General features: G+C 73.8%; 18 protein-coding genes. 12 read left to right on the top strand and 6 right to left on the bottom strand.

Annotated elements, in window-relative coordinates; translation table 11 throughout:
- The first annotated feature begins 57 nt into the window (after positions 1 to 57).
- Positions 58 to 1521, top strand: coding sequence for a hypothetical protein (locus ABZ810_RS13825; RefSeq protein ID WP_358402928.1), 1464 nt, complete (start codon positions 58 to 60; stop codon positions 1519 to 1521).
- On the opposite strand, the gene ABZ810_RS13820 is transcribed toward ABZ810_RS13825, so the two are convergent.
- The 4 genes from ABZ810_RS13820 to ABZ810_RS13805 form a co-directional block, all read right to left on the bottom strand.
- Complete coding sequence (locus ABZ810_RS13820; RefSeq protein WP_358402926.1) at positions 1505 to 2881, bottom strand: MFS transporter; 1377 nt, start codon at positions 2879 to 2881, stop codon at positions 1505 to 1507. The two genes, ABZ810_RS13825 and ABZ810_RS13820, sit on opposite strands and share 17 nt — an antisense overlap.
- 194 nt (positions 2882 to 3075) lie before the next feature.
- Positions 3076 to 4110, bottom strand: a complete 1035-nt coding sequence (locus ABZ810_RS13815) for a hypothetical protein (protein WP_358402925.1) — start codon at positions 4108 to 4110, stop codon at positions 3076 to 3078.
- 37 nt (positions 4111 to 4147) lie between these two features.
- The gene (locus ABZ810_RS13810) at positions 4148 to 4789 is read right to left on the bottom strand and encodes a DivIVA domain-containing protein (protein WP_358402923.1); all 642 of its coding nucleotides are present in this window, start codon (positions 4787 to 4789) and stop codon (positions 4148 to 4150) included.
- Between the two features lie 66 nt (positions 4790 to 4855).
- A complete protein-coding gene (locus tag ABZ810_RS13805) occupies positions 4856 to 6826 on the bottom strand; it encodes a bifunctional copper resistance protein CopD/cytochrome c oxidase assembly protein (protein ID WP_358402922.1) in 1971 nt (656 codons plus the stop codon).
- Between the two features lie 164 nt (positions 6827 to 6990).
- Here ABZ810_RS13805 and ABZ810_RS13800 point away from each other — a divergent pair, with 164 nt between their 5' ends.
- Both ABZ810_RS13800 and ABZ810_RS13795 read left to right on the top strand, forming a co-directional pair.
- Positions 6991 to 7986 carry a DUF4200 domain-containing protein gene (locus ABZ810_RS13800; RefSeq protein WP_358402921.1) on the top strand — a complete coding sequence of 332 codons (996 nt, stop codon included), beginning with the start codon at positions 6991 to 6993 and terminating at the stop codon, positions 7984 to 7986.
- A 221-nt stretch (positions 7987 to 8207) separates the two neighbouring features.
- Positions 8208 to 9584, top strand: coding sequence for a hypothetical protein (locus ABZ810_RS13795; RefSeq protein WP_358402919.1), 1377 nt, complete (start codon positions 8208 to 8210; stop codon positions 9582 to 9584).
- Positions 9585 to 9620: 36 nt separating this feature from the next.
- Here the strand turns inward: ABZ810_RS13795 and ABZ810_RS13790 are convergent, their stop codons facing one another.
- On the bottom strand, positions 9621 to 11048 hold the full coding sequence (locus ABZ810_RS13790; protein WP_358402918.1) for a helix-turn-helix domain-containing protein: 1428 nt from the start codon (positions 11046 to 11048) through the stop codon (positions 9621 to 9623).
- 252 nt (positions 11049 to 11300) lie between these two features.
- On the opposite strand from ABZ810_RS13790, the gene ABZ810_RS13785 reads away from it, so the two are divergent.
- From ABZ810_RS13785 to ABZ810_RS13775, 3 genes are all read left to right on the top strand, one after another.
- The gene (locus tag ABZ810_RS13785; protein ID WP_358402916.1) at positions 11301 to 11987 is read left to right on the top strand and encodes a hypothetical protein; all 687 of its coding nucleotides are present in this window, start codon (positions 11301 to 11303) and stop codon (positions 11985 to 11987) included.
- A gap of 70 nt (positions 11988 to 12057) precedes the next feature.
- On the top strand, positions 12058 to 13167 hold the full coding sequence (locus ABZ810_RS13780; protein ID WP_358402915.1) for a transcriptional regulator: 1110 nt from the start codon (positions 12058 to 12060) through the stop codon (positions 13165 to 13167).
- Between the two features lie 111 nt (positions 13168 to 13278).
- Positions 13279 to 14097, top strand: a complete 819-nt coding sequence (locus ABZ810_RS13775) for a proline hydroxylase (protein ID WP_358402913.1) — start codon at positions 13279 to 13281, stop codon at positions 14095 to 14097.
- A gap of 38 nt (positions 14098 to 14135) precedes the next feature.
- Here the strand turns inward: ABZ810_RS13775 and ABZ810_RS13770 are convergent, their stop codons facing one another.
- Positions 14136 to 15053: a LysR substrate-binding domain-containing protein gene (locus tag ABZ810_RS13770; RefSeq protein ID WP_358402912.1), complete on the bottom strand. Its 918-nt coding sequence runs from the start codon at positions 15051 to 15053 to the stop codon at positions 14136 to 14138.
- A gap of 109 nt (positions 15054 to 15162) precedes the next feature.
- On the opposite strand from ABZ810_RS13770, the gene ABZ810_RS13765 reads away from it, so the two are divergent.
- The 6 genes from ABZ810_RS13765 (at position 15163) to ABZ810_RS13740 (ending at position 24808) form a co-directional block, all read left to right on the top strand.
- Entirely contained in the window at positions 15163 to 15882 is a 720-nt protein-coding gene (locus ABZ810_RS13765) for a class I SAM-dependent methyltransferase (RefSeq protein ID WP_358402910.1), read from the top strand.
- Between the two features lie 173 nt (positions 15883 to 16055).
- Positions 16056 to 17114 carry an aromatic ring-hydroxylating dioxygenase subunit alpha gene (locus ABZ810_RS13760; protein WP_358402909.1) on the top strand — a complete coding sequence of 353 codons (1059 nt, stop codon included), beginning with the start codon at positions 16056 to 16058 and terminating at the stop codon, positions 17112 to 17114.
- Complete coding sequence (locus ABZ810_RS13755) at positions 17111 to 17350, top strand: hypothetical protein (protein WP_358402908.1); 240 nt, start codon at positions 17111 to 17113, stop codon at positions 17348 to 17350. Before ABZ810_RS13760 ends, ABZ810_RS13755 begins: the two co-directional genes overlap by 4 nt.
- Positions 17347 to 18306, top strand: coding sequence for a PDR/VanB family oxidoreductase (locus ABZ810_RS13750; RefSeq protein WP_358402906.1), 960 nt, complete (start codon positions 17347 to 17349; stop codon positions 18304 to 18306). The genes ABZ810_RS13755 and ABZ810_RS13750 overlap by 4 nt, the downstream gene beginning before the upstream one ends.
- A 15-nt stretch (positions 18307 to 18321) precedes the next feature.
- The gene (locus ABZ810_RS13745; RefSeq protein ID WP_358402905.1) at positions 18322 to 19107 is read left to right on the top strand and encodes an IclR family transcriptional regulator; all 786 of its coding nucleotides are present in this window, start codon (positions 18322 to 18324) and stop codon (positions 19105 to 19107) included.
- Positions 19108 to 19336: 229 nt separating this feature from the next.
- Positions 19337 to 24808, top strand: coding sequence for a biotin carboxylase N-terminal domain-containing protein (locus tag ABZ810_RS13740; RefSeq protein ID WP_358402904.1), 5472 nt, complete (start codon positions 19337 to 19339; stop codon positions 24806 to 24808).
- Positions 24809 to 24824: the final 16 nt, after the last annotated feature.

Raw genomic sequence — 24824 nt, 5'->3', positions numbered from 1 at the left:
TGCCGCTTCGAACACACTGATCTTTACCAGCGTCCACTGGCTGTAGGCTCCCGGGCCATGAACCCGACCCCCCTGGATATGGCCTACGCACTCCTCCGCGAAGGACGCGCGGTGGAGGCCCAGGAGTTCATCGTGCGGGAACTGCACGCCGCCGAGGCGAGCAAGGGGAGGGGCAGCCCCGAGTGGGCGTCCCTGCAATGCGACCTGGGGAACGTCCTGCTCAACTGCGGGCAGCCCGACCGCGCGGTCGAGTGTTACCGCCATGCCTGCGCGGAGGTGCCCGCCGACCCGGCCGCCTACAAGGACTACCTGACCTACCGGCTCAACCTGGGGCTCGCGCTGCAGGAGACGGGCCGGCTCGAGGAGTCCGAGATCGAGCTGCGCCGCGGGGTCGACGAGCGCCTGTCGTTCTACGGCCGCGAGCACGCCGGCTACGCGTTCGGGCTGGAGCCGCTGGCCGACGTGCTGCTCAACCGCGGCGACCTGCCGCGGGCCCGGCAGGTGATCGAGGAGGCCGTGGCCAACTTCTGGAACAACGGCCACGAACGGGTGGCCGGCGCGCTGGCGCTGCGCGCGGACGTCATGAGCGCCGAGGGCATCACCGGCCAGCTCTTCGCCGGGCTCGAACCGCTCCCGGACGAGCTGGTCGACCAGATGGCGCACGCCGTGCTGAACCGCGCCGGCCGCGCGAACCCCAAGGCGGCGCAGCCGGTCGTGGCGGAGCTGGTCACCGCGCTGGAGGCGCGGCTGGGACCGGACCACCAGTCCACCCTGAACGCGCTGTCGGTGCTGGCCAACCTCGGGCGGGAGACCGGCGACGCGGCGGGCCGTGTGACGGCGATCCAGCGGGTGCTCGCCTCGTACGACCGGCAGGGCCGGGTCGAGGACTCGGTCATGGCGGCGCAGGGCCTGGCGATGGCCTACGGCGAGGCCGGTGAGCAGGGCGCGTCGCTGCGCACCTACGCCGACGCGCTGGCCAGGGCCGAGCGGGTCGGCCACCCCGAGCTGGCCTCGCAGACGTTGCGCAACTTCGGCCTGGCGCTGGCGGACGCGGGGCATCCGGGCGACGCCGAACGGCGGATGGCCGAGGCGGTGGCGCTGGCCCGGCGCGGCGCCGATCCCGAGATGCTGGGCCGGGCGCTGATCGCGCTGGGCCTGTTCCTCCAGCACCAGGAACGTATCCCGGACGCGCGGTCGACCACCGAGGAGGGCCTGACCTTCCTCGATCCGGCCCACCCGGACGCCGTCACGGGGCGCAGCCATCTCGGCGCGATGGCGCAGGGACGCGGCTGCGGCTGCGGGGACATGGCGGGCGCGGTCGCCGAGTCGTTCCGCCGGTTCGTCATCGGGCAGCTCCCGCACGACCTGCTGCGCGACTTCGACGTGCGGATCGTGGACGGCGACTTCAAGATCAACGTCGAGCTGCAACGGGAGCCGTCCGAGGCCGAGCTGCAGCAGCTCGACCGCATCATCCAGACCGCGCACGCCGAGTTCCGCCGGCGCCTCACCGCTCAGAACTGAGACTTCCGGTCTCCGGGCGCACGGCGACGTCCGGGAGCCGGTCGCGCCGGCGACGGCCCGCGGCGAGCAGGGCCGCGGCGGCCAGCGCGCAGGCCGCGCCGGTGCAGGCCATGACCGGCGTGTAACCTCCGGTCGCGGCCAGCAGGAACGCGGCGGCCAGTGGCGCCACGGCCTTCGCCACGGTGAGCGGGAACGTGAGGAACCCCGAGATGGTGCCGAAGGCGGCGGTGCCGTAGCGGTCGGCCAGCAGGGCGGGCCGCGCGATGGTCGCGACGCCGAAGCCGAGACCGAAGACGAGCACGCAGGCCACGGCGCCGGCCCGGGTGTCCCCGGTCGCGGGGAGAACGAACGCCGCGACTCCCTGCAGGGCGAAGACCACGGCGACGACCGTGGTGACGGCGAAGCGCCGTTGCGCCGCGCTGGTCGCCAGGCGGCCGGTGACCGACAGGACGCCGAGCAGGCCGGCGACGGCGGCCGCGAACGCGGCGGGATGGCCGAGGTCGACCAGGTAGGCGACCAGGTGAACGCCGATGACCGCGACCGCGCCCGTGTGCGCGACGAACGCGACGACCAGCGCCCAGAAGACCGGGTCGCGCAGCGCCACCCGGCTGACCTCCGCCCGGTCCGCCCGCACCTCCGCGCGCCCCTCCCGGCCGGCCGGCTCATGGTCGGGCCGCTCCGGGCCGGGGCGCTTCCGCTCGGGCCGCTCCCGGACGGGGCGCGCAGAGCCGGGGGGCTCGGGATCGGGCGGGGGGTCGCCGTCGGGGCGGAGGCCCAGGTCGGAGGGGTGGGCGCGCACGAGGGCGTGGAGGGGGATCGTGACGGCCCCGAGGATCGCGGCCAGGACGAGGAGCGCGGTGCGCCAGCCGTAGGCGTCGGTGAGCCAGCCGGTGAGCGGCATGAAGATGGTGCTCGCGAATCCGGCGACGACGGTGATGGCGAGCAGCGCGCTCGCGCGGCGCCGCCGGAACCAGACGACGATGACGGCGAACGCGGGTTCGTACAGCACCATGGCCGACACCAGGCCGATCCCGGCGAAGACCAGGTAGAGCTCGGCGAGCGAGCCGACTCCGGCCCAGGCCGCGACGAGGGCGGTGGCGGCGGCCGACCCCAGGGTCATCAGCCCCCGGCCGCCGTGCCGGTCGAGCCGGCGGCCGACCGGGACCGCCGCCACGGCTGTGACGAGCAGGGCGAGGGTCAGGGCGCCGGTGGCCTGCGTCGTGCTGATGCCCAGGTCATGGCGCATCGGGGTGAGGACGACGGCGAACGAGTAGTAGAGGACGCCGAACCCGACGGTCTGGCTGACGGCCAGCCCGGCCACGATCCGCCAGCCGTAGAAGACCCCGCCGCCGTCAGCCATGGCGTTCCCCGGTATCGGGCACCTGGAGTCTCACCTCCCGGGCGGGCCCCCACGTGCCGGCGAGGGCGGCGACGGCGGAACGGGCCTGCTCGTCGCCGGTCGCGAGCGGCGGCGTGGGGGTGGGCCGTAGCTCTTGACGCCTCCAGCGTAGTGACCGGGCTCGCGGGTGGGCCGGCTCGTCCGCCGCGCCGGGGTCAGCGGGGGCGGCAGGGGCGCTTCTTCTGGAGGTCGGGAGGCGGCGTGGTGCGGCAGAAACGGCGGGGGGACTTGGAGGAGCCGGGCGAGACGCCGCCCGAGGAACGGGTCCGGGGCGGCGCGGTGCCGGACGGCGCCCGGTCGGAGAGACCGGTGGCCGAGGGAGTGGCGAACGGGGCGGTGGTCGCCTGGGGAACGGCCGGGCCGCGTGCGGGGGAGTCCAGGGCGAGCCCGGCGTAGCGGGCCGCCGACACGAGGGTGCCGGTGGTGACCGCGGCGACGGCCACGGCGGCGAGCTGGCGGCGCGTCGGCCGTCCCGTCCGGTGCTTGGCGGCGGCGAGCCTGAGCCCCACGACCGTGGCGCGCGCGAGGACACCGGTGATGGCGGCCAGCAGGAGCGCCGCCGGCCGGGCGGGGAGCGGGACGAGGACGGTGAGGGCGATGCCGGCGGCCGGAACGGCGCAGGTGATCGCCAGCCACCGGGCCACGCGCCGGCGCGCGGCGTCGGCCCCCTCGGCAGGGGCGGCTGTCGGCGCGCCGAGGGAGGGCGCGGTGCCGGGCGCCTTCGTGGACGGCCGGTGCCGGCCGGGCGAGTGACGTCCGGTCCGGCGTTCGCCGCGACGCCCGGACCGGTGTCCGGCGCGGCGTCCGCTGAGGAGTCCGGAGCTCCGTCCGGTGCGGCGTTCCGCCTCGGCCGGGCCGCCGGGGCGGGTGACGAAGGTGGTGACCAGGAAGCCCGCCACGGCGGCGAGGACGATCGCCCACGGGGGCAGGCCCGTCGCCAGTGCGCCGTACCAGGCGCCGGGGAGCAGGTCGGTGACCGCGATGATCAGAATGATCGCCGCGGCGGTGGCGAGCCAGGTGACCAGGCGCCGGGTGTCGCGCCGGGCCGGCCACGCGCCCGCGGCCGCGGCGGCGGCGATCACCGCCATCGCGGCCCACGCGCCCAGGCTCGGGACGTGGCCGGGCGGGGACGCCCCGGCGATGGATCGGGCGTGCTCAAGGGACAGGCCGGAGGGAAGTCCGGTGGGCATCGTCGGGGAACCTCGAATCGCGGCGGGTGCGGGCTGGTCAGCGGGGCGGCGGGGGCAGCCGCGTCGTCACCCGGACCTCCTCCAGCGCCTCGAACTCCTCCAGCAGGGGCCGCAACTGCCCGGTCGGGCGCTCCTGGTCGCCGGCCAGATGGTCGCGGTACCGCGTGATCAGCTCGCCGAGCTCACCGAGCCGCTGCTCCTCCGCCGCGCGCACGCTGTCGAGCTGATCGAGCCCGGCCCGGTAGTGGTCGCGCGCCTCGCGGGCACGACTGGCCTGCTCGCGCGCCTCCGCCTCGAGCGTCTCGGCCGTGGTGCGGGCTTCGGCGATGATCTGCTGCGCCTCGCGGCTGGCGTCGATGAGCACCCGGTCGGCCGTCTCCTTGGCGAGCCCGATGACCTGCACCGCGCCCTCGGCCGGGGGCTGCGGAGGGTCGTCGCCGGACCGTTCGGCGAGCCGGGCCGACAGGTGGGCGTTCTCCTGGAGGAGATGGGCGAGGACGATCTCGACGCGTCCCGTGAACGCGTCCACCTGCGCCAGGTCGTAGCCCTCCCGCAGCCGCACGGTGGCGAACACCGTGGCGCGGACCTCCTCAGGCGTCATCAGGCCGTTGCCCAGGGCGCGGATGCCGGGGCTGAGCTCCGAGCGGGCAACGCCTCGTCCGTCCTGCTCTTCGTACATGGCGCCTCACGTCGTCGGGGGTGTCGTGACTCTGCGTCCCCGATCTACGACTCTGAGAAACCGGCGCTAGTCGCGTGAGGCGAAATGTGGCGCGGCGGTGAGCTCGGCATGGCCGCGCATCCGCCGGTGGGCGAGCAGCATGACCAGCAGCGTCGCGATCCCGGCGAAGCCCAGGGCCAGCGCGCCGCCGACCCGCTGGTCGTGCAGGGGGGCCGTGCCCCAGGTGCGGGTCAGCCGGGTGAACCAGTCGGCGGCGAGAACGTCGCCGGACGCCATGAGGCCGATGCCGAAGAGCGCGTGGAACGGCACCACGGCCAGGAGCAGGAGGAAGGGCCTGGCGGGCGGCGGGCGGTCGTTCCGGATCCCGATGACCGACCGGAAGTAGAGCAGGCCGATGGCCACGAAGGCGGCCATCGTCAGCGAATGGATCGCGTGGTTGCGCAGCGAGGCCTCGAACAGCGGCGAATGGTAGAAGACGTACAGGCTCACGATGAACAGCGCGGTCGCCACCAGCGGGCGGGAGAGCAGGCGCGCGGCCCTGCCGGACACCGCCGCCTCGATCAGCTCACGCGGTGACCGGCCCGAGGCGGCGGGCTCGGCCGGAAGCGCGCGCAGGGCGAGGGTGACCGGTGAGCCGAGCAGCAGGAGGACCGGGGCGACCAGGCAGAGCACCATGTGCTGCACCATGTGCGCGCTGAACAGCACCATGCTGTAGCGCGCCAGCCCGCTGCCCGTGGCCGCGAGGACGATCGCCAGCCCGGCGGACCACGCCACAGTGCGGGAGACCGGCCAGCCGTTCCCGCCACGGCGCGCCCGGACCACCCCGAGCGCGTACAGGACCGCGCCGGTGACGACGAGCGTGACGAACAGCGGATCGAGCCGCCAGTCCAGGACGTACCGCGGAACGCCGGGCGGGCCGGGCATGGGGAATCCGAGCCGCAACGTCATCGGGTCGAGCGTGCCCTGCGGGACCTCGGGCGTCGGCGTCCGCGACAGGCCGGTGGCCAGCGCCATGGTCGCGCCCATGACGAGGATCTCGACGGCGGCGATCCGCAGGAACGTGCCGGCGCGGCGCCCGGTGCGCAGGGCCGGGATGCCGGAGCGGCGATGCCACCAGCCGAACGCGCAGAGGCCGGCGAGCGCCACCGTCTTGGCCGCGACGAGCACGCCGTACCGGGAACCCAGATGCGGGCCGCCCAGCCGGATCCACGCGTTGATGAGGCCGCTGGCCCCCACCACCGCGAACGACACCAGGGCCAGGGCGCTGTAGCGCGACACGATCTCCGGGAGCCGGTCGCGCAGCGGGGCCGCGATCGCGACGAGCACGATGAGGCCGCCGACCCAGACGCTCGCGCCGACGATGTGCGCGGCCAGGCTGAAGACGGCCAGCGCGTGGTCGGAGGTGGACGCGGCGTGGCCGGTGAAGACCGGCGGCAGCAGCCCGGCGAGGGCGAGCAGGAGCAGGTGGCCGGTGCCTCCCGGCGTGCGGGTGAGACGCGCGGCGACGGCCACCGCGACCGCCGCGGCCGTGACGGCCAGCAGGGCCCGGCCCTGGGGGAGCTCGACGAGGAACGTGCGCATCATGTCGATGTCGAGGGCTCCGGTGACGGTCACCCCGAACAGGTCGGAGACCGAGAACAGCACGAGCGCGCACGCCGACACCGCCCACACCACGGCGCACAGCGACGCCGCCCGGAGGCCGCGCCGGCCCTGTGCGGAGAGATCCCCGCCCGATCCCGGCAGGAACACTCCCGTCATCAGGAGCCAGCCCACGGTGACCGCCCCGGCAAGGTTCACCGCGAGCTTGGCGATCGAGAGCCCGCCCTTGGTGAAGGCCCCGGCCTGGGTGAGCTCGGGTACCGCGGCCTCGCCGAACGCGTCGCCGAAGCGGATGACCACCGCGAGCACCACCAGCGCGACGGCCAGGAGCCCGAACCAGAGCGGCCGCAGGTCGTCCGGTCCGGAAGACGCGCGACGGCGCTCGGTTTCGGACACCATGGGGAGCCCGCCGTACGGCAGGTTCCGTTGCGTCGGCACGCGTCCTCCTGTCGGCGGGTCGGTTCCGGGACGGTGGCGGGCGGCGACCACGACGCACCCGCCGGGTCGTAGTACGGCGCGCCAGGGATAAGCGGTTCATGAGAAGTTTGGCGCCGAGGTTGAGAAACGTCCTCCGGGTCGTAAAGATGCTGGATGCCCCGTAAGTGAAGAGAGAGGCGTCGGCGATGGAGGCGTTCTTCGGCCTGCTGACGGTCGGCGCGGCGCGTGCTCGCCGCACGGGACTGGCGGTCACGGCGACGACCGGCGCGCTCCTGCTCGTCCTGGGGACGGCGGCGTCCGACGGCCGGGCCGCGCCCTTGACGCCCACCGCCGCCGCGGCCGACCCCGGCAACGCGGCGAAGGTCGTGAAGCTCACCCGGGAGATCAAGGCTCTGGAGAAGGAGTACGGCGGCAACCTGGAGCAGCTGCGCGACACCCGGCAGGACGCCGCCCGTTCGCTGGCACAGGTCCGGACCCTCGGCGCCGACCTGGGCGAGGCCCAGGGGGAGGTGGCCCGGATGGCCGCCTCGCAGTACATGAACAACGGCGTCGACCCGTCCATCCAGATCCTCAACGCCGCCGACCCGCGCAAGGCCCTCGACGGCGCCACGCTCGCGGCGCAGATCGGCGAGGCGCGGGCCGCCCGCGTCCGGCAGATCCAGAACCTGCGCGACCGCCAGGAACGGGCCCGCCGCGAATCCGAAGCCAAGATCAAGAAGCTCGAGGCCGATATCAAGGAGATCTCCCGCCAGCGCGAACGGGTGAAGAAACTCCTGCGCCGGTACAAGCCCGAGTCACCGATGATCGGCACCGGCGGCATGACCGCGCGCATGGTCAAGGTCCGCAATGAGATCGAGGCCGAGTTCGGGCCGTTCCCCGTGATCGGGTGCACCCGGCCGGGCGACCCGCTGGACCACGGCACCGGCCGCGCCTGCGACTTCATGGAGAGCACCGGCGGCAGCATGCCGTCGGCCGCGCGCACCGCCCACGGCGACCAGGTCGCGGCGTACGCGATCAAGCACGCCGGCCGGCTCGGGATCAAGTACATCATCTGGCGGCAGCGCATCTACGACATGCGGAGCCCCGGCTGGCGGATGATGTCCGACCGCGGCAGCGTCACCCAGAACCACTACGACCACAACCACATCTCGGTGTTCTGATCCTTTCTGGAGAACCTTTTTCGTACTTCTATCCGGGGCCGGTTCGAACGAATATCCCCGGCCGCCCGCCGGGCCCGAGTTTGGTGCTGGAATTCTTCAACGACCCCCTTGGGACAGAGTCTTCAAAAGCAGTTCTGAGTGATCTATGGTGCGGATACCGGGTGTCGCGGCCGGGCGGCAGAGGTGTCGATCCGTCCACTCAGGAAAGCCGGATCCACTTCATGGCGAAGAAGCAGGGCGAGGGCCGCGAGGGCAGGCCGGCTCCGCGTCACAGCAGCGGGCGTCCCCGGTTCGTCTCCCGGCTGGCGAGCGTGCGCCCGGCCCGCCGGCCGCGGCGGCGCCGCGTATTCGCCGGGCCGCTTGCGGTGGCGACCGCGATCACCGCTCTGCTGGCCTTCGGCGTGTACCGCATCGGCGGCGCGCTCGGCCTCGACTGCGCGGGCGGTCCCGGCCCGCTGACGTTGAACGTCGCGGCCGAGCCCGGCATCGCGCCGATGGTGTCGCGGGCGGCGGCGCGGACCACGTCCGAGCGCACCCGGGTGGCCGGGCGCTGCCTGGAGATCGAGGTGCGGGCCGCCGAGCCCGCCGACGTCACCGACCTGCTGGCGGGACGCAGGGTGACCGACCCCGGAACGGTCCGTCCCGAGGTGTGGATCCCCGACACCGCGTTCTGGACCGGGCTGCTCCCGGCCGACCGCCGCGGTCTGCTGATCCCCACCGGCACCCGGGTGGCGAGCAGCCCGCTCGTCGCGGCGCTGCCCCGGCGGCTCGCGGGGCGCACCGCGGGCCAGAAGTTCCTGGCGGTGCCGTCGTGGGCGGCGATGATGGAGGCCGCCGCGGCCCCCAACGCGTCCCTGGAGATGCAGATCCCCGATCCGACCCGCACCGGCGCGGGGATCGCCGCGCTGGCGATCGCGGCGACGCTGACCGGCGACGACCCGGCCAAGCGCGCCCAGTTCAGCGGGGTCGCGCGGGCGTGGCGGGAGCGGCAGGCGCCCTCGGTGCGCCGCGCGCTGGTCGGCGACCGGCGCAACCCGACGTTCACCCTGGTGCCCGAGCAGGCGGTGTACACCCACAACAGGGCCGTGCCGGGCGACGCGGCGGTGGCCCTGCAGCCGGTCGAGGGCACGTTCGCCATGGACCACCCGGTGTTGCGGGTCGCGCCCGCGCACGCCTCCGCCACCGACGATCACGACGCGGTCCTGGCCGCGACACGGCTGCTGAACCTGTCGCTGACCTCGGCCGACACGCGCCGCGAGACGCTCGCCGGCGGGTTCCGCACGCCCGACGGGCACCCGCCCGCCACGTTCGACTCCATCATCGGCATCAGCCCGCAACTGCCGCAGCTGCTCGCCGCGCCGCGGCCCGACGAGATCGCCCGGTTCATGCAGTCGTGGGCGCGGCTGTCACTGGGCATCCGGCTGCTCAGCATCGTGGACGTGTCGGGCGCGGACGGGTCGGGCGCGGACGTGTCGGCGCTGGGACGCATCGCCGGGGTCGTCCAGGGGCAGACGTTCCAGGCCGAACGGCCCGAGCAGATGCAGGAGCTGTTCGCCCAGGCCGTCTCCCGCCGCATCTGCGCCCCCAAGTGCGGCTGACGCCGCCCGGTGCCCCGGCGGCGGTCTTTCCCGGGGTCAGGCGGGGTGCGTGCGCAGCGCGTGGGCCAGCTGCGGGGTCAGCGCGCGCACCGAGCCGTGCCCGTGCCACCTGGTGAGGGTGCGGGCGAGCCGCGCGAGGTCGAGGCGGATGGTCGCCGAGTCGACGGCGCCGGTCTCGTCCACGACGCGCCCCGCCACCTCGCAGGCGCGGTCGACCTCGCCCGCGTTGGCGTACGCGAGCGCCAGCCGGGCCTCGTAGCGGGCCCGGGAACGGCGGGCGCCCCGCGGGATGCGGGCGGTCTCGCGTTCGAGGATCTCCGCCGCCTCGGCGGACCGTCCGAGGTCGTGGTAGCACCAGCCGGTCGCGATCGCCACCGGGTCGCTGATGTTCTTGGACCCGAGCGGGGCGGCGTGGCGCGGCTCCGAGCCGGCGGCCGGGCCGCCGGGGGAGGCCGCGCCGTCGAGCAGCGTGGTGGCGCGGTCGAGCGCCCGCCTGCACTCGTCGTAGTCTCCCGCCAGCGCGTGCCCCTGCGCTTCGCGCTGGGCGGCCAGGCCGCGGATGCGCGGCGAGATGTGCCGCCCGGCCTGGGCCTGGCCGGCGAGCGCGACCGTCTGGACGAAGTCCTCCCGGTAGAACGCGACGAGCGCGCGCCGCACGAGCGCGTAGACCTCCAGCTCCGGATCGCCGCCGGCCGACGCCATGTCGACGGCCTGCGCCGTCCACCAGAGCGCGGCCCTGTCGTCCCCGGACTCCTGGGCCATCCACCCGGTGTACTCCGCGTAGCGGGAGGCGAGCAGCAACATCTCCGAGCGGACGCCGGGCGCGGCCGAGGCGGCCATGCCGCGCAGGGCGTGGGTCTGCGCGATCAGCCCGGGCAGCACCGCGCTCGGGCTCGCCGTCTGGCCCAGCTGCCGGAACTGGTCGAACATCGACCGGAAGACCTGCAACGCGGCCTCCTGCTGCGCGGTGGCCGACCGGGCCGCCGCCGGAGCCGGCGCGGGGGCCGGGAGGCTGAGACCGATCAACGAGGCCGTGCCGGTCACCAGGACGTGCCGCCGGCTCACGGGGGAGAACCGGACGCCGCCGTCGGGGCTCAGCGTCACCGTCCACACCTGGTCGCCCGCGGCGTCGTGGTCGCCGCCGGGCTGGGCGGTCGTGGCCGGCGCGGCGGACACGGCGGACCTGGCGGACGTGGCGGACCGCCGTGGCACCAGCGCCGCCAGGCCCCCGCCCGCGTCGAGCGCCGCGTCGCACTGCAGGGCGAGATCGCTGCTCGGCGGCTTGCGGCCGGTCTCGATTTTGCTCAAATAGCCTTTGCTGTAGTACGTGCGCCTGGACAGCTCGGCGAGGGACAGGCCTTTGGTCATTCGGGCCCGCCGGAGTTCCGGTCCAAAGCTGTTGGGGTCACCGGACACCGGTTCCTCCGCACTCTCGGATCGGCTGAGGGGGATCACGGTAAGCATCGGCCTGCCCGGTGTCCAGTTTCGCTGTGGATACAACCCAATTCCCCTCCAGGATCCGGGCCGGCGCACGGCGCGTCCAGATGTTTCCCGTTTCCCAAGCGTGCGCTTGGGCTGGTCGTGGGCCCGATGATCGGAAGTTCGGACCGCGTCGTGAAAAGGATCCGGTTCGAACGGGAAACAGGAAACGTCTGGACCTCGCCGCCCTCGCCGCCGACGATTAAAGGGCATTGTTGGAGCGAAGACGGGAAATGGATGAAGACGGTATTCGGAACGGGATCACGCGTTCTCCGGACGGTCGAATGCGCGGCCCTCTTCGTGGACGTGCGGCGTTCATCGCAGATCGTGCGGTTCGTGGAAGGGCATCACGGCCCGCAGGCGGTCGCGGAACTGTTCAACGGATTTCTCGTCGGATGCATGCGGCGGCTGAAGCGGCCCTCGATCGGGGAGTGCCGTCCCAGCGGTGACGCCGTGCTCGCGACGTTCGGCGGCCGGCGCCGGGTCGGCGACTCGGTGCGGGCGGCCTTCGACGCGATCCGGTTCGTCGACGACGAGGTCAACGTCGTCTACCGCGACCTTCTGACCTGCCGGGGAGAGTGCGGCGACCCGGCCTGCCCGGGCACGATGCGGCTCGACGTGGGGGCGGGCATCGACGACGGCGTCGTCACGGTGTCGAGCCTGCCCGGACAGGGATGGCCGCACGAGGAGCTGGCGGGCCGGTGCGTGAGCTACGCCGCCAAGCTGAGCGACGCGGCGCGCGCCCCGTTCTACATCGCGATGTCGGCGCAGGTCTACCAGCGGGAGCGGCCGCCGTGCGCGGGCTCCTACGCGTGGCGGCGGCACGTCGCGACCGTCGGCTCCGAGGAACGGGCCGTCGTGGTGGCCGAGCGTACGGCCGCCGCCGAAGGAACGGATCTGTGCGTGGGACTGACCTGCGGATAGGCGAGAGGTGATCCCCGCGCCCGAGATGTCGAAGAAGCCGAACGCCGAAATTCCGAGATGTGAGGTGTCCGTGGCAGACCAATGGATCGACCCGAGCCAGTGGATCGACGCGGCCCCGTGGACGGGGGCGCATTCCGAGGAGCCCGCGCCCGGGCGGCGCGGGCGGGCGCCCTCGCCGCCGGCGGCCGGGGTGAGCCGGCGCCGGGCGCTGGTCACCGGGACGGCCTCCCTGATCGGCCTCGGCCTCCGGGGCAGGTCGCTGCCGCCGGCCGTCCGGCAGGCCGGCCCCGCCCAGGGCTTCAAGCTGATGTTCGAGCAGTTCCGCAGGCTGGGGCAGATCTCCAGCCCCAGGCTGGTGCTGCCCGGTCTCATCGCGCAGACGCGCACGCTGCGCGACCTGGGCACGTCCGCGCGGCCGGAGGCCCGCCCGGAGCTGCTGCTCATCGCCTCGCGCTACGCCGAGTACACCGGCTGGCTGGCCCAGGAGTCCGGGGACGACGAGGCCGCGGTGTGGTGGACGGCGCAGGCCGCCGACATGGCGACCGCGGGCGGCGACCCCGAGATGGCCGTGTACGCGCTCGTCCGCCAGGCGCTGGTCGCCTTCGACCGGGGCGACGCCGCCCGGACCATCGACCTGGCGCGCCGTGCACAGGCCGACCGCCGCGCCGCGCCGCGCGTCCGCGGCCTGGCCGCCCAGCGCGAGGCCCAGGGGCACGCCCTGGCGGGCGACTACGGCCGGTGCCGGCGGGCGCTCGACCGCGCCGCGGCGCTCCTGGACGGTGCGGAGCAGCGCGCCGGGTCGTCGCCGGACGTGCTGCCGCCGCTCGGGTCGCGGAACGTCGCCGACCCGGTCGCGATCGCCGCCGGGTGGTGCTACCACGACCTCGGGCGGCCGCGGGCGGCGGCCGAGATCCTCGAACGGGAGACCGCACGGATCCTGCCCGGCGCGCTCCGCGCCCGCACCCGGTACGGCACCCGCCTGGCGCTGGCGTACGCCGAGTCCGGCGAGGTCGACCGCGCGTGCGCGCTGGCGGGCCGCGTCCTGGACGAGGCGGCCGTCGTCGACTCGGCGACGATCCGCCGCGACGTCGCACGGCTCGCCCGTTCGCTCGCCCGGTGGAGCACGCACCGTCCGGTCCGGGCGCTCTCCCCGGGCTTCGCCCAGGCCCTGCGGGTGTGACCTGGGGGTTTCCCGTTTCACCGTGGTCCGGGCGGTGGTCAACGCCTACTGCGCGGCGCGGCGGCCGGGAAGGCTGAGGGTCACCTGAAGGTCATCTGAAGGGAGGCACCGATGACGGTCATCACCGATCTCGACGACATGTTCTTCACCGCGATCTCGTCGCGCGCGGACGACCTTTCGCGCGCCGACATCGACCTGCTCGCGGCCGGCGCCGTGACCGCCGTCCACGCCAGGGACTTCCTCGACGCGGGGATCCGCCGCGCGCTGATGGCGCGGATCGACGCCGGCGAGCTGGCCATGGAGAACTACGACGACCGGAGGGTGCACCCTCCCATCGCCCGGTTCGGACCGGTCGTCAACGACTACCGGGCGGCGGGCGGGATCGCGCCGGCCTACTGGGACGCCGCGGCGGACGCGCGCCGCGGCTGGGCCGCGGCGACGACCGCCGGGACCGACCCGATGCGCGCCGCCGTCGCCCGGCTCAGGCTCGCCTGGCCGGGCGTCGTGCGGCCCGCGACCGTCGGGGGACGGACGTTGTTCGCCGGTGCCGTCCGCGAGATCAACGACGGCGCCCTCGTGCACTTCGACGACGTCTCCCGCGAGCTCGGGCCGGACTTCTTCGACGACGGCCCGCCGATCGTCCAGCTGGCGTTCAACGCCTGGTTCGAGGCCCCGCCCGAAGGCGGGGAGACGACGATCTGGCGCCGGCGCTGGCGGCCCGGCGACGACGCCTGGCGGCAGCGGTACGGGTACGCGCCCGCGCTGGTCGAGGGCTGCCCGGCGCTCCGCATCGAGATCGAGGCCGGCGACGCCCTGATCTTCGACCCGCGCAACCTGCACGCGGTCGCCCCAGCGGTCGGCGGGCGCCGCGTCGCCATCGCCTTCTTCATGGCGCTCACCGGCCGCGGGGAGCTCCTCCTGTGGTCGTGACGAGGTCCCCGCCGCGCGGCGCCGGGACGTCAGCACCGCTAAACGACGTCCCGCCACTCGGCGTGGAGCTCGTCGCAGATCTCGGTGAACCGTTCGATGAACGTGCGGATCGAGTCCTCCCGCGAGGTGGCGCGGTGCAGGCAGAAGATGCTCCGCACCTCGATCGGCTCGAGGGTCATCACCTCCACCGTGTGCGGCGGGTCGCGGACCGTCGACCGCGGCATCACGGTCGCGCCCGCCTCCGCCGCCGCCAGCGCCAGGCTCACCGCGTAGCTGCGCGTCTCGAACTCCACGCGGGGTGTCAGGTCGTAGCGGAAGAACGCGCGGTCGAGCGCGGTGCGGTTGGCGTCGCCGGGCCCGCCGCAGACGAGCGGCATCTCGGCCAGCTCGGTGATCGACAGGCGGTCGCCGCGGGAGGCCCAGCCGGCGGGCACGACCGCGACCAGCGGGTCGCGCAGGAGATCGATCCGGACGAGCCCGTCCAGCTCCGGTGTCCGCGTTCCCGGGTAGGTGTGGCTGATCAGGAGGTCGAGCCGGCCGTCGCGCAGCGCGTCCAGCCCGCCCGGCGGCTCGACGTCGACGAGCGACATGCGCAACCCCGGGTGTCTCTCCCGCACCTGCCCGATCGCCGGGGCGACCAGGGCCAGCGCGCCCGAGCTGAAGCTCCCGAGCCTGATCTGCCCCGCCCCCTGCCGCGCGATGTCACGGACCTTCCGCTCCACGGCGGCGAACTGGGCCAGCACCGGTTTCACCTGCTCCACCAGGACGTTGCCCTCCTCGGTGAGCCGTACGCCCGTCCTGGTGCGGATCGCCAGCGTGACGTCCAGCTCGCGTTCCAGCTTGCTCAGCTGCTGGGACACCGCGGACGGGGTGAACCCGAGCACGTCGGCGGTGCGCGCGATGGTCCCTTCCACCGACAGGTGCACGAGGATCTGAAGCCGGCCTACATCCAACATAAGCAGATCTTAACTCCAAGTCGTAAAAATCCATTGTGAGCTGATGGATGCCCCGCAAGACTGGACGCGAGGTGGCAACCGGCGGATGTCTTCCAGAGGAGAACCGGCGATGAGCTCCACGGGAGAAGGCCGGGAGCAGGTCTGCGCGATGAACTCCAGGACCCCTCAGCCGCGCCCCGACACGGTGCGCGGCGTGCCGATGCACGGCGTCCCGGCCCAGCGCGGCCCGAGCCGTTCCGGCGGCGCGCCCCTCCTCGACGAGATCGCCGGCATGCTCGCCCTGCGCGGCTGCCGTTCCGTGCTCGACGTGGGCTGCGGCGAGGGTGACGCCCTGGCGCGCTTCGCCGGTCGCGGCCTCAGCTGCGTGGGCCTCGACCCGTCGCCCACCGCGTTGCGGCGCGCCTCCCAGCGTCTCGGCGGCCGGGCCTTCCTGCTCCGGGGCGGCCTGTCCGACCTCCGCATGTTCGGCGAGTCCACGCTCGAGGCCGTCACCTGCTTCGGCGGCGCCGGCCTGGTCGACGACGTGGAGCGCATGCTGGCCGAGTTCCAGCGCGTCCTGCGCCCCGAGGGCGTCCTCGTCCTCACGGCGCCGACGACCGCCGACCGCGACTACGGCCGCGGCATGGAGGTCGCCCGGCACACCTTCTGCTACCAGGGGACCTTCTGGCGTTTCTACGAACGGGACGAGCTCCGCCGGCTCATGGCCGACTGGCGGGTCGAGTCGGTGCGGCGCCGGTCGTGGTCCGAACCGGTCCGCGACCCCCGTCACCAGCCGCGGCGCGCCCGTGACAGCTGGGTCGTCCTCGCCTCCAACCCCTTCGACGACTGAGGAGGTGCGCTCGACGACTCGCCGCAGGCGGGAGTGCCGCGGACGCACAGGGGCCGTCCGCGAATTCCACGACCTGTCCGCTTCTGTTTTCCGGCATGCGGAAAGTGGCGTTCCCGCTCGGTGTGACCTGGGACACCATCGGTGCGAACCCAGCGCGAGTGAGGAGCGGGCCGATGTCGAGCATCCCCAGAGACCACTGGTACGTCGCCGCGTACGGGCGCGAGATCGGACAGGACCTGTTCGGCCGCACCATCTGCGGTGAGCCGATCCTGTTCTGGCGTACCGCGGCCGGCGACGTCACCGCCGTCTCCGACCGGTGCGTGCACCGGCGGTTCCCGCTGTCGGAGGCGCCGAGCAGGCTCGTCGACGACCAGGTGGTGTGCGGTTACCACGGCTTCACGTACGGGGCCGACGGAGTGTGCGTCGCGGTGCCCGGCCAGACCCGGGTGCCGCGTACCGCCCGCCTGACCAGGTACCCGGTGGTGGAGCAGGACTCCTTCGTATGGGTGTGGATCGGCGACCCGGCCAAGGCCGAGGCGAGCCGCGTCCCGCGGGCGCCCTGGCTGGACTCGCCGGGCTACACCACCGTGTCGGGCATGGAGCCGCTGAAGGCCCGCTTCGGGCTGCTGGTGGACAACCTCCTCGACCTGAGCCACGAGACGTACCTGCACGGCGGTTACATCGGGACGCCGGAGGTGGCCGCCACCCCGATCACCACCGAGGTGGACGAGGACGCCGGCATCGTCTACGTCTCGCGTCGTATGGACGACGCCGAATGCCCGCCGTTCTACGCCAAGTCCACCGGACTGAACGGCCGCATCATGCGGTGGCAGGACATCGAGTACACCCCGCCCTGCCTGTATCTGCTGCATTCGCGCATCGCGCCCGCCGGCGTCCTGCCCCGCGAGGACGGCAGCGACCCGGACGCGTTCCACGTCGAGGTCGTCTACGCCATCACGCCCGAGACCGAGCACAGCACGCACGACTTCTGGGCCGTGGCACGCGACTTCGCCCTCGACGACCAGAGCGTCTCCGACTTCCTGGCCGACAACAACCGCACCGTGGTCCTCCAGGACGTCGCCGCGCTGGACGTCCTGGAGCAGGTGATTGCGTCCGAGCCGCCCGGCTACCAGGAACTCTCGATCAACATCGACACCGGCGGGCTCGCGGCGCGGCGGATCCTGGCCAGGATGGTGGAGCGCGACGGTGCCGCGGCGGCGTCCCGGCCATGACTGCCGTGGAACGCCCGGGGCTGCTGCGCGTGGTGTGGCTGCCGGGCAGTGATCTGCTCGAGGGCACCTGCCACTGCGGCGCGGTCCACGTCGCCGAGGGGCCCATCGAGGTGTGGGAGTGGCTGCTCGGCCATCCGGTGGGCCACCACGCCGCGGGCGCGGGTGCGGATGCGGGTGCGGCCGTCTCCGCGCCCGCCCACACGCCCGTCCACGCGCTCGCGGACGGCGCCCGATGACCATGACGGAGACGTCCGGTGAACGGCGGCTCGTCGTCCACGGCCGGGAGCAGGTGGCCGACCAGGTCGTCTCCCTCGTCCTGCGGGACGCCGCCGGCGCCGACCTGCCCGCGTGGACGCCCGGCGCGCACATCGGGCTGGTCCTCGGCGACGGCCTGGTGCGGCAGTACTCGCTGTGCGGCGACCCCGCCGACCGGACGGCGTGGCGGATCGCGGTCCTGCGCGAGCCGGACGGGCGGGGCGGGTCGTCGTTCGTCCACCGGGCGCTGCACCCCGGGGCCACCGTCCTGGCGGACGGCCCCCGCAACCGGTTCCCGCTGCTGCCCGCGCCCCGCTACCTGTTCGTGGCGGGCGGCATCGGGATCACGCCGATCCTGCCCATGATCGCCGCCGCGGAGGCCGCCGGGGCGCGGTGGCGGCTGGCCTACGGCGGGCGCACCACCGCCTCGATGGCCTTCACCCGCCCGCTCCAGGCGTACGGCGACCGCGTCTCCCTCTGGCCGCAGGACCAGCGGGGCCTGCTCGACCTCGACGGCCTGCTGTCGCGGGAGCCGCCGGACACCCTGGTCTACTGCTGCGGCCCCGCGCCGCTGCTGGACGCCGTCGGGGCGCGCTGCGCCGATCGGCCCGGCGGGACCCTGCACACCGAACGGTTCACCCCCGAGGAGCCGGAGGACGCCGCCGAGGCGCGGTCGTTCGACGTCGAGCTCGCCGTCAGCGGCCGGACCCTGACCGTCCCCGCCGGCCGGACCATCGTCGAGGTCGTGGAGGAGGCCGGCGTGCAGATCCTGACCTCCTGCCGGGAGGGCACCTGCGGGACCTGCGAGACGGCCGTGCTCGCCGGTACCGTCGACCACCGCGACTCGCTGCTGACTCCCGAGGAGCGGGCCGCGAACGACACGATGTTCGTCTGCGTCTCGCGCGCGGCCTGCCCCAAGCTCGTCCTCGACCTGTGATCCCGGAGCCCGCCGATGACCCCACCCCGTGCCCTGGAGCGCACCGGCCCGGTCGTGGCACGCGCCCTCCGCCTCCTGGAGGTGTTCACCCCCGACCGGCGGTCGCTCACGCTGAGCGAGATGGCCCGGCACGCCGGCCTGCCGGTCTCGACCGTGCACCGGCTCACGGCCGACCTGGTGGCCTGGGGAGCCCTGGAACGCGACGCGCACGGCGCGTACCACATCGGCCTGCGGCTCTGGGAGATCGGCTCGCTGGCGCCGCGCGGGCTGGGCCTGCGCGAGTGCGCGCTGCCGTTCCTCGAGGACCTCTCCCAGGTGACCAGGGAGAACGTCCAGCTCGCCGTGCGCGAGGGCACCGAGCTGGTGTTCGTGGAACGTATCGCGGGCACCAGCGCGGTGCCGGTCCTGACCCGCGTCGGCGGCCGGTTCGCGCTGACCGCCACGGGCGTCGGGCTGGTGCTGCTGGCGTACGCCCCGCCCGAGGTCCAGGAGGAGGTCCTGGCCCGCCCGATCAAGCGGTACACCGACCGCACCATGATCACCTCGCGCGAGGTTCGCGCCGCGCTCGCCGACACCCGGACCCGCGGCTACGCCGTCAGCGACCGGCAGGTCACGATGGACGCGCTGTCGGTCGCCGCGCCCGTGCACGACGCCGCGGGCGAGGTCGTGGCCGCGGTCTCCCTCGTCGTCCATCACGGCGTCACGCCGGCGCACGCCATCGCGCCGCTCGTCCTCACCAGCGCGCGGGCGATCTCCCGCGCGCTGCCGCCCACTCCGCCGTCCGTAGCGCCTCCCGAGTAGTCTCCCGCATCATTTGGCGACGGAGAGTGACGTATTGGGCGCGCTGAGCGCGTTCGAGCGTTCGTGTACGGCGCCTTTGTAGGGTCCCCACAACGCAATGGCTCAACAATGCGTGGTGCGGGACATTGGTGTACCGGGTGGTAACCGAGGAGGGTGTAGATCAAGGTGCAGGCGGCGTTCCGGGGGCTGGACGTCGCCTTTGCGCATGGTCAGTTGGGAGGCTCAGCCGGTGTTCAGTCGTGTCGCCATCGTCAACCGCGGAGAGGCCGCCATGCGGCTCATCCACGCCGTCCGGGATCTGTCGGCGGAGACCGGGACGCGGATCGAGACGGTCGCGCTCTACACCGACGCCGACCGCAACGCGACCTTCGTCCGCGAGGCGGACGTCGCCTACTCGCTGGGCCCCGCCTCGGCGCGCCCGTACCTCGACCACGCCGTCCTGGAGAAGGCGCTGGTGGACACGGGGGCGGACGCCGCGTGGGTCGGCTGGGGCTTCGTCGCCGAGGACCCGGCGTTCGCCGAGCTGTGCGAGAAGATCGGCGTGACCTTCGTCGGGCCGAGCGCGGAGGCGATGCGCAGGCTCGGCGACAAGATCGGCGCCAAGCTGATCGCCGAGGAGGTCGGCGTCCCGGTCGCGCCGTGGAGCCGCGGCGAGGTCGCCACGCTCGAGGACGCGCTGCGCGCCGGCGACGAGATCGGCTACCCGCTGATGCTCAAGGCCACCGCGGGCGGCGGCGGGCGCGGCATCCGCATGGTCGCCTCGCGGGAGGACCTGACCGACGCCTACGAGCGCACCAGCCAGGAGGCGCTGCGCGCGTTCGGCTCCGGCGTGGTCTTCCTGGAGCGCCTGGTCACCGGCGCCCGGCACGTCGAGGTCCAGGTCATCGCCGACGGCGGGGGCACCGCGTGGGCGCTGGGCGTCCGCGACTGCTCGGTGCAGCGGCGCAACCAGAAGATCATCGAGGAGTCGGCCTCCCCGGTCCTGGCGCCCGAGCAGACCGCCGAGCTGAAGGCGTCGGCCGAACGGCTGGCCGTGGCCGTCGGCTACCGCGGCGCCTGCACCGTCGAGTTCCTCTACCACCCCGGCGAACGGCTGTTCGCGTTCCTCGAGGTCAACACCCGGCTCCAGGTCGAGCACCCGATCACCGAGATCACCACCGGGACCGACCTGGTCCGGCTCCAGCTGCACGTGGCGAACGGCGGGACGCTCGACGGGCCCCAGCCGGAGGAGGCCGGGCACGCCATCGAGGCCCGGCTCAACGCCGAGGACCCCGACCGCGACTTCGCGCCCGCCCCGGGCCGCATCGCGCGCCTGGTGCTGCCCGCGGGCCCCGGCGTCCGCGTCGACACGGGGGTCAGCGAGGGCGACACCATCCCCGCCGACTTCGACTCGATGATCGCGAAGATCATCGCCTACGGCCGCGACCGCGACCAGGCGCTGGGCCGGCTGCGCCGCGCGATGGCCGAGACCACGGTGATCATCGAGGGTGGCGCGACCAACAAGAGCTTCGTTCTCGACCTGCTCGACCAGCCCGAGGTGATCGACGCGACCGCCGACACCGGCTGGATCGACCGCGTGCGCGCCGAGGGCCGCCTGGTCGGCCACCGGCACTCCGCGATCGCCCTGGCCGCCGCCGCGATCGAGGCGTACCAGGACGAGGAGGAGATCAGCAGGCAGCGGCTGCTGGCCACCGCGCACGGCGGGCGCCCGCAGGCGCAGCACGACCCCGGCCGGCCGCTGGACCTCAAGCTCCGCGGCGTCGGCTACCGGGTCGGCGTGGCCCGGGTGGGCCCGAGCCACTTCCGCGTCGGCGTCTCCGGCGGCGGCGACGTCCACCCGGCGGACGTCGAGGTCGAACGTTTCGACGCGCACAGCGGCCAGATCGTGGTCAACGGCCACCGGTTCCGGCTGGTGTCGGCCACGCACGGACCGATCCACCTGGTCGAGGTGGACGGGGTCACGCACCGGATCAGCCGCGACGAGGGCGGCGTCGTGCGTTCTCCCGCGCCCGCGCTGGTGGTCGCCACGCCGGTGGCGGCCGGCGACGAGGTCGAGTCGGGCGCGCCGATCCTGGTGCTGGAGAGCATGAAGATGGAGACGGTGCTGCGCGCGCCGTTCCGCGCCCGCGTCCGCGAGTGCCCGGTGTCGGTGGGCGGCCAGGTCGAGACCGGCGCGCCGCTGATGCGGCTGGAGCCGCTGGCCGACGAGGGCGCGGAGGAGGAGGCGGCCGCCGAGACCGCCCCGGTCGAGCTGCCCGCCAAGGCGGCGGGGGAGTCGGCGGCCGAACGCGCCGAACGCGGCCTGCGCGACCTGCGCGGCCTGCTGCTCGGCTTCGACCCCGACCCGCACGACGACAAGCGCGTGTTGTCGGACTACCTGGCCGCCCGCGCCGAGCTGGGCGGACGCCCTCTCGAAGGCGAGCTGGACCTGCTCACCGTCTTCGCCGACCTGTCCGAGCTGAGCCGCAACGAGCCGGGCGGCCGGCTCGGCGTCGAGCCGGGCAGCCCGGTGCACAGCCCGCGCGAGTACTTCCACAGCTACCTGCAGAGCCTCGACGTCGAGCGGGCCGGTGTCACCGAGGCCTTCCAGACCGAGCTCACCGAGGTCCTCGCCCACTACGGCGTCGACGGCCTCGACCGCACGCCGGAGCTGGAGGCCGCGGTCTTCCGCATCTTCCTGGCCCAGCAGCGGATGGGCGACGGCGTCGCGATCGTGTCCGAGCTGCTGCGCCAGTGGTTGTCGGGCGAGCCGCCGCTCGAGTCGATCGGCGAACGTGCCGGCCTGCCCCTCGAGCATCTGGTCGAGGCGACGCAGGTGCGGTTCCCCACGGTGTCCGACCTGGCCCGCGGCGTGGTGTTCCGCTGGTTCACCCAGCCGCAGATGCGCCGCAACCGCGCCCGGGTCTACGCCGCGGTGCGCGACGAGCTGCGCCATCTCGACCAGAACCCGGACGCCCCGGACCGCGCCGAGCGGATCCAGGCCATGGTGGGCAGCTCCGAGCCGCTCGTCCGGCTGATCGGCCAGCGCATCGGCCGGACCGGACGCGACCACGCGCCGCTCCTGGAAGTGCTGACCCGCCGCTACTACGGCAGCCGCTGGCTGTCCGACGTCACCGCGCGCGACACCGCGGGCTGCCGGTTCGTCACCGCCGAGCACACCGGCCCCGGCGGCATGTCGCGCGTGGTCACGACCGCCGTCGACATCGCCGCCCTCCCCGAGGCCATCGGCGCCGTCAGCACGTTCGCCGCCGGCGTCCCCGACCGCGGGCTGGTCGCCGACCTGTACGTCAACTGGGAGGACCAGCCGGACGTCGACACGATGGTGACGCGGCTCGGCCGGCTCATCGCCGAGCGCCCGCAGCCCGCGGGCGTCCGCCGGATCACCACCACCGTCACCGGCGGCGCGATGCACCACCACTTCACCTTCCGGCCCGACGGCGAGGGCTTCGCCGAGGACCGGCTGATCCGCGGCCTGCACCCGCAGATCGCCCAGCGCCTCCAGCTGCAGCGGCTGCGCGAGTTCGACCTGACCCGGCTGCCGTCCGCGGACGAGGAGATCTACCTGTTCAAGGCCGTCGCCGCGAGCAACCCGGCCGACGAGCGGCTCATCGCGCTCGGCCAGGTCCGCGACCTGACGCCGCTGCGCGACGCCGACGGCAGGCTGCTCGCGCTGCCGGTCGCCGAGGACGTGTTCACCGCGTGCCTGGACGCGATCCGCAACATCCAGGCGCAGCGCCCGCAGAACAAGCGGTTCGACACCAACCGCATCATGCTCTACATCTGGCCGCCGACCGAGCTGACCGTCGACGAGCTCAAGGCGCTGGTCCAGCGCCTGCTGCCGACGATCACCGGCGCCGGGCTGGAGGAGGTCCAGTTCGTCGCGCGCCGGCGCACGCCCGCCGGCAAGCTGGCCGAGATCGCCGTGCGGATCACCCAGGACCCGGGCCACGGCGCGCGCCTGCACGTCGCCGGGCCCTCGACCGAGCCGGTGCGCCCGCTGGACGACTACCGCCAGAAGGTGCTGCGCGCGGCCCGGCGCGGCAACGTCTACCCCTACGAGCTCACCGGCATGCTCGCCGGTCCCGACGGCGGCTTCGCCGAGTACGACCTCGACGACCAGGGCGTCCTGGTGCCGGTCGACCGCCCGAAGGGCAGGAACACCGCCGCGATCGTGGCGGGCGTCGTCACCACGCCGACCGAACGCCACCCCGAGGGCGTCACCCGCGTGGTCCTGCTCGGCGACCCGACCAAGGCGCTCGGGGCGCTCTCCGAGCCGGAGTGCGCGCGGGTGATCGCCGCGCTCGACCTGGCCGAGCGCATGCGGGTGCCGCTCGAATGGTTCGCCCTCTCCGCCGGCGCCCGGATCTCGATGAGCTCCGGCACCGAGAACATGGACTGGGTCGCCGCCGCGCTCAAACGCATCGTCACGTTCACCCAGGCCGGCGGCGAGATCAACATCGTGGTCGCCGGGATCAACGTCGGCGCCCAGCCGTACTGGAACGCCGAGGCGACGATGCTCATGCACACCAAGGGCATCCTGGTGATGACGCCCGACTCGGCCATGGTGCTCACCGGCAAGCAGTCGCTCGACTTCTCCGGCGGCGTGTCGGCCGAGGACAACTACGGCATCGGCGGCTACGACCGCGTCATGGGCCCGAACGGCCAGGCGCAGTACTGGGCGCCCAACCTGCCCGCCGCGCGCGACGTCCTCATGTCGCACTACGACCACACCTACGTCGTGCCGGGAGAGACCGCGCCCCGCAAGGCCGTCACCAACGACCCGGTCGACCGCGACGTGTCCGATTTCCCGCACGCGATCGTCGGCAGCGACTTCACCACCGTCGGCGAGATCTTCTCCGCGGAGCACAACCCCGACCGCAAGAAGCCGTTCGACATCCGCACCGTGATGCGCGCCCTCTCCGACCAGGACCACCCCGTCCTCGAACGCTGGGCGGGCATGGCCGACGCGGAGACCTCCGCCGTCCAGGACGTGCACATCGGCGGCCGGCCGGTCTGCCTGATCGGCATCGAGTCGCGCGCCGTCCCGCGGCGCGGCTTCCCGCCCACCGACGGCCCCGACACCTACACCGCCGGGACCCTCTTCCCGCGCTCGTCCAAGAAGACCGCGCGCGCGATCAACGCCGCCTCCGGCAACCGCCCGCTCGTCGTCCTGGCGAACCTCTCCGGCTTCGACGGCTCACCCGAGTCGATGCGCAAGCTCCAGCTGGAGTACGGCGCGGAGATCGGCCGCGCGATCGTCAACTTCGAGGGCCCGATCGTCTTCTGCGTCATCTCCCGTTACCACGGCGGCGCCTTCGTCGTCTTCTCCAAGGCCCTCAACCCCAACATGACCGTCCTGGCCCTGGAGGGCTCGTTCGCCTCGGTCCTCGGCGGCGCCCCGGCGGCGGCCGTCGTCTTCTCCGGCGAGGTCAACAACCGCACCTCCACCGACCCGCGGGTGACCGAGCTGCAGTCCCTGCTCTCGGCGGCCAGCGGCGCCGAGCGCGCCGCCCTCAACGCGCGCCTCGCCGAGGTCCAGACCTCGGTCCGCGCCGAGAAGCTCGGCGAGGTCGCCACCGAGTTCGACCGCGTCCACAGCATCCAGCGAGCCGTCGAGGTCGGCTCCGTCGACGCCATCATCAGCGCCGCCGAGCTCCGCCCCCAGATCATCAAGGCCCTCGACCAGGGCGCACCCCGCTGACCACGACCCGAGACGC

Origin of the sequence: Spirillospora sp. NPDC047279 (assembly GCF_040643285.1) — a bacterium.
Lineage (GTDB): Bacteria > Actinomycetota > Actinomycetes > Streptosporangiales > Streptosporangiaceae > Spirillospora.
This window is presented reverse-complemented; position numbering and strand designations above follow the sequence as displayed.

Excerpts from the sequence above, each read along its gene's own strand:
- ABZ810_RS13750 (WP_358402906.1), top strand. The coding sequence starts at position 17,347 with ATGACCATGACGGAGACGTCCGGTGAACGGCGGCTCGTCGTCCACGGC.
- ABZ810_RS13790 (WP_358402918.1), bottom strand. The coding sequence starts at position 11,048 with ATGCTTACCGTGATCCCCCTCAGCCGATCCGAGAGTGCGGAGGAACCG.
- ABZ810_RS13755 (WP_358402908.1), top strand. The coding sequence starts at position 17,111 with ATGACTGCCGTGGAACGCCCGGGGCTGCTGCGCGTGGTGTGGCTGCCG.
- ABZ810_RS13785 (WP_358402916.1), top strand. The coding sequence starts at position 11,301 with ATGAAGACGGTATTCGGAACGGGATCACGCGTTCTCCGGACGGTCGAA.
- ABZ810_RS13765 (WP_358402910.1), top strand. The coding sequence starts at position 15,163 with ATGAGCTCCACGGGAGAAGGCCGGGAGCAGGTCTGCGCGATGAACTCC.
- ABZ810_RS13815 (WP_358402925.1), bottom strand. The coding sequence starts at position 4,110 with ATGCCCACCGGACTTCCCTCCGGCCTGTCCCTTGAGCACGCCCGATCC.
- ABZ810_RS13825 (WP_358402928.1), top strand. The coding sequence starts at position 58 with ATGAACCCGACCCCCCTGGATATGGCCTACGCACTCCTCCGCGAAGGA.
- ABZ810_RS13760 (WP_358402909.1), top strand. The coding sequence starts at position 16,056 with ATGTCGAGCATCCCCAGAGACCACTGGTACGTCGCCGCGTACGGGCGC.
- ABZ810_RS13770 (WP_358402912.1), bottom strand. The coding sequence starts at position 15,053 with ATGTTGGATGTAGGCCGGCTTCAGATCCTCGTGCACCTGTCGGTGGAA.
- ABZ810_RS13810 (WP_358402923.1), bottom strand. The coding sequence starts at position 4,789 with ATGTACGAAGAGCAGGACGGACGAGGCGTTGCCCGCTCGGAGCTCAGC.
- ABZ810_RS13795 (WP_358402919.1), top strand. The coding sequence starts at position 8,208 with ATGGCGAAGAAGCAGGGCGAGGGCCGCGAGGGCAGGCCGGCTCCGCGT.
- ABZ810_RS13775 (WP_358402913.1), top strand. The coding sequence starts at position 13,279 with ATGACGGTCATCACCGATCTCGACGACATGTTCTTCACCGCGATCTCG.
- ABZ810_RS13820 (WP_358402926.1), bottom strand. The coding sequence starts at position 2,881 with ATGGCTGACGGCGGCGGGGTCTTCTACGGCTGGCGGATCGTGGCCGGG.
- ABZ810_RS13745 (WP_358402905.1), top strand. The coding sequence starts at position 18,322 with ATGACCCCACCCCGTGCCCTGGAGCGCACCGGCCCGGTCGTGGCACGC.